General features: G+C 65.2%; 3 protein-coding genes, 1 tRNA gene and 1 pseudogene. All 5 read left to right on the top strand.

Features of this window, described 5'->3' with window-relative positions; genetic code table 11:
* The first annotated feature begins 113 nt into the window (after positions 1-113).
* Positions 114-1,448, top strand: a complete 1,335-nt coding sequence (locus F604_RS12320) for an FAD-binding oxidoreductase (protein WP_019551759.1) — start codon at positions 114-116, stop codon at positions 1,446-1,448.
* 9 nt (positions 1,449-1,457) lie between these two features.
* A tRNA-Met gene (locus F604_RS0111445) sits at positions 1,458-1,534 on the top strand.
* A 51-nt stretch (positions 1,535-1,585) separates the two neighbouring features.
* Entirely contained in the window at positions 1,586-1,825 is a 240-nt protein-coding gene (locus F604_RS0111440) for a 4a-hydroxytetrahydrobiopterin dehydratase (RefSeq protein ID WP_019551758.1), read from the top strand.
* Positions 1,826-1,837: 12 nt separating this feature from the next.
* On the top strand, positions 1,838-2,197 hold the full coding sequence (locus F604_RS0111435; RefSeq protein WP_019551757.1) for an acyl-CoA thioesterase: 360 nt from the start codon (positions 1,838-1,840) through the stop codon (positions 2,195-2,197).
* Positions 2,198-2,202: 5 nt separating this feature from the next.
* Positions 2,203-2,538, top strand: a pseudogene (locus tag F604_RS12315) (DNA-formamidopyrimidine glycosylase family protein); the annotation flags it as partial.
* Positions 2,539-2,630 lie beyond the last annotated feature (92 nt).

Raw genomic sequence — 2,630 nt, 5'->3', positions numbered from 1 at the left:
CCAGGTGGCCGAGGTCGTACACCTGTAGGTCGGGTGTGGCTGCCATCCCAAAATCCTAACGCGGAGGGAGGAGGGGTGCGGAATGTGGGCTAAAGCGCCTCTTCCCGGGGAAGGTGGACCTCTCGGAAAGCGAGCGCCTGCGCCACGGGAAGGACGAGGGCTACCCCGAGGCGAGGCCCGTTCTGGCCGTGGTCTACCCCGAGGGGGTAGAGGACGTGCAGAAGGCCCTCCAGTGGGCCCGGGCGTGGGGCGTGGCCGTGATCCCCTTCGGGGCGGGGACGAGCCTCGAGGGCCACCTCTACCCCGTCAGGGAGGCCATCAGCCTGGACCTGAGCCGGATGAACCGGGTCCTGGAGGTGAGGCCCCAGGACTTCCTTTGCGTGGTAGAGCCCGGCCTCACCCGCAAGGCGCTAAACGAAGCCCTAAAGGGTACAGGGCTCTTCTTCCCCGTGGACCCCGGGGCGGACGCCACCCTAGGCGGTATGGCCGCCACCAACGCCAGCGGCACCACCACGGTGCGCTACGGAGGGATGCGGGCCAATGTCCTGGCCCTCCAGGTGGTCTTGGCCAACGGGGAGGTCCTGGAGCTCGGCCGGGGGGTACGCAAAACCAGCGCCGGTTATGACCTGAAAGACCTCTTCATCGGCTCGGAGGGCACCTTGGGGATCATCACCCGCCTCACCTTAAGGCTCCACCCCTTGCCCGAGCACATCCACACCCTGAGGGTCTTCTTCCCCCGGGTGGAAGAGGCCGCGGAGGCCAGCTACAAGGTAATGGCCAGCGGGCTTCCCGTGGCCCGGCTGGAGCTACTGGATGAACTAGCCCTAAGGGCCCTAAACCGCTACCTTCAGGCGGGCTTCCCGGAGCGCCCGGCCCTCTTTCTGGAGTTCCACTCCTCCACCCGGGAGGCCCTGGAGGCGGAAAGCGCCCTGGCCCTGGAGATCATGCGGGAGGCAGGGGCCTTGAAGGTGGAGGCCGCCAAGACCGAAGAGGAGCGCAGGCGCCAGTGGGAAGCCCGCCACCAGGCCTACTGGGCCCTGGTGCACCTCTTCCCCGGCCATCGCTTCGTGATCACCGACGTGGCCGTCCCCCTTTCCCGTCTACCGGAGATGGTGCGCTACGCCCAAGGGCTTCTTGAGGAAATGGGCCTTACCGGAAACATCCTGGGCCACGTGGGGGATGGGAACTTCCACACCCTGGTCCCCATCCTGCCCCAGGACTACCCCAAGGCGGAGGCCTACGCCGAGGCCCTGGTGCGAAAAGCCTTGGAGTTGGGAGGCACCTGCACCGCTGAGCACGGGGTAGGCCTGAGGAAGAAGAAGTATCTACCCTTAGAACACGGGGCTGCTCTGGAATTGATGCGAAAACTAAAGAACCTCCTTGACCCCGAGGGGCTCCTGAACCCGGGCAAGGTGCTTGACACACCCCCTTCTTCCCGCTATAGTTAAGGATGGCGACGCGGGGTGGAGCAGCCTGGTAGCTCGTCGGGCTCATAACCCGAAGGTCGCGGGTTCAAATCCCGCCCCCGCAACCAAACCAAACCCCGGGCACACGGGTGCCCGGGGTTTTCCCTTACCCTTAAGGCATGGACTGGGAAACCCGGCAAAACCCCGAGCGCCTGGTCAAAACCTTCCGCTTTGCCAACTTCCAGGAGGCGATGGTCTTCGCCAACAAGGTGGCCGAGTTGGCCGAGGCCAAGGGCCACCACCCCCGCCTCACCGTGGAGTGGGGACGGGTCACGGTGGAGTGGTGGACCCATAGCGCCGGTGGCATCACCGAGAAAGACCGGGAGATGGCCCGCCTCACCGACCTTCTCCTGGGGTAGCCTGGGAAAGGTATGGAGGCACGCACCTTAGAGCTCGTCTTCCCCGAGCACACCAATCCCCTGGGGGCTGCCTTTGGCGGCTTCGTGCTGGGCCTTATGGACAAGGTGGGTTCCTACGCCGCCGCCCGCAGGGCAAGAAAGCCCGTGGTAACCGTGGCGGTGAGCAGCGTGGAGTTCAAGGTACCCATCCGCACCGGGGACCTCCTGGAGGTGGTGGCCCGGGTGGTGCGGGTGGGAAGGACCTCCCTCACGGTAGAGGTGGAGGTCTACAAGGAGCGCTTCGGGGAAGAGGACGGCCGGATGCTGGCCACCACGGGGGTGCTCACCTACGTGGCGGTGAACGAGAAGGGCCAGCCCGTGCCCGTGGACTAGACCCCATGCCCGAGCTACCGGAGGTGGAAACCACGAGGAGGAAGCTTCTTCCCCTCTTTGTGGGCAAGAGGCTTCTCCAACTGGAACACCGGGATCCCAGGCGCTACCGCCACACGGAACGGGCGGAAGGCCAAAGGGTAGAGGGAATCCGGCGCCGGGGGAAGTTCCTCCTCTTCGCCCTCACGGAAGGGTGGGAGATGGTGGTCCACCTGGGGATGACGGGGGGCTTTCGCCTGGAAAGGAGCCCCCACACCCGGGTGGCCTTCCAGCTGGAGGACCGTGAGATCTTCTTCCACGACCCCCGGCGCTTTGGCCGCATCTGGGTGGTGAGGAAGGGGGATTCCTTCGTGTGCTACCTCATAGCTCCACCCCGGCCATCCTGAGCAAGACCCGACTCCGAATGAGGTTGTGAACCAGCAGAATGAGGTTTATT

This window comes from Thermus scotoductus DSM 8553, from assembly GCF_000381045.1.
Classification (GTDB): Bacteria; Deinococcota; Deinococci; order Deinococcales; family Thermaceae; genus Thermus; species Thermus scotoductus.
Note: the sequence above shows the minus strand (reverse complement) of the source record. Positions and strands in the feature narration are given on the sequence as shown.

Excerpts from the sequence above, each read along its gene's own strand:
- F604_RS0111440 (WP_019551758.1), top strand. The coding sequence starts at position 1,586 with ATGGACTGGGAAACCCGGCAAAACCCCGAGCGCCTGGTCAAAACCTTC.
- F604_RS0111435 (WP_019551757.1), top strand. The coding sequence starts at position 1,838 with ATGGAGGCACGCACCTTAGAGCTCGTCTTCCCCGAGCACACCAATCCC.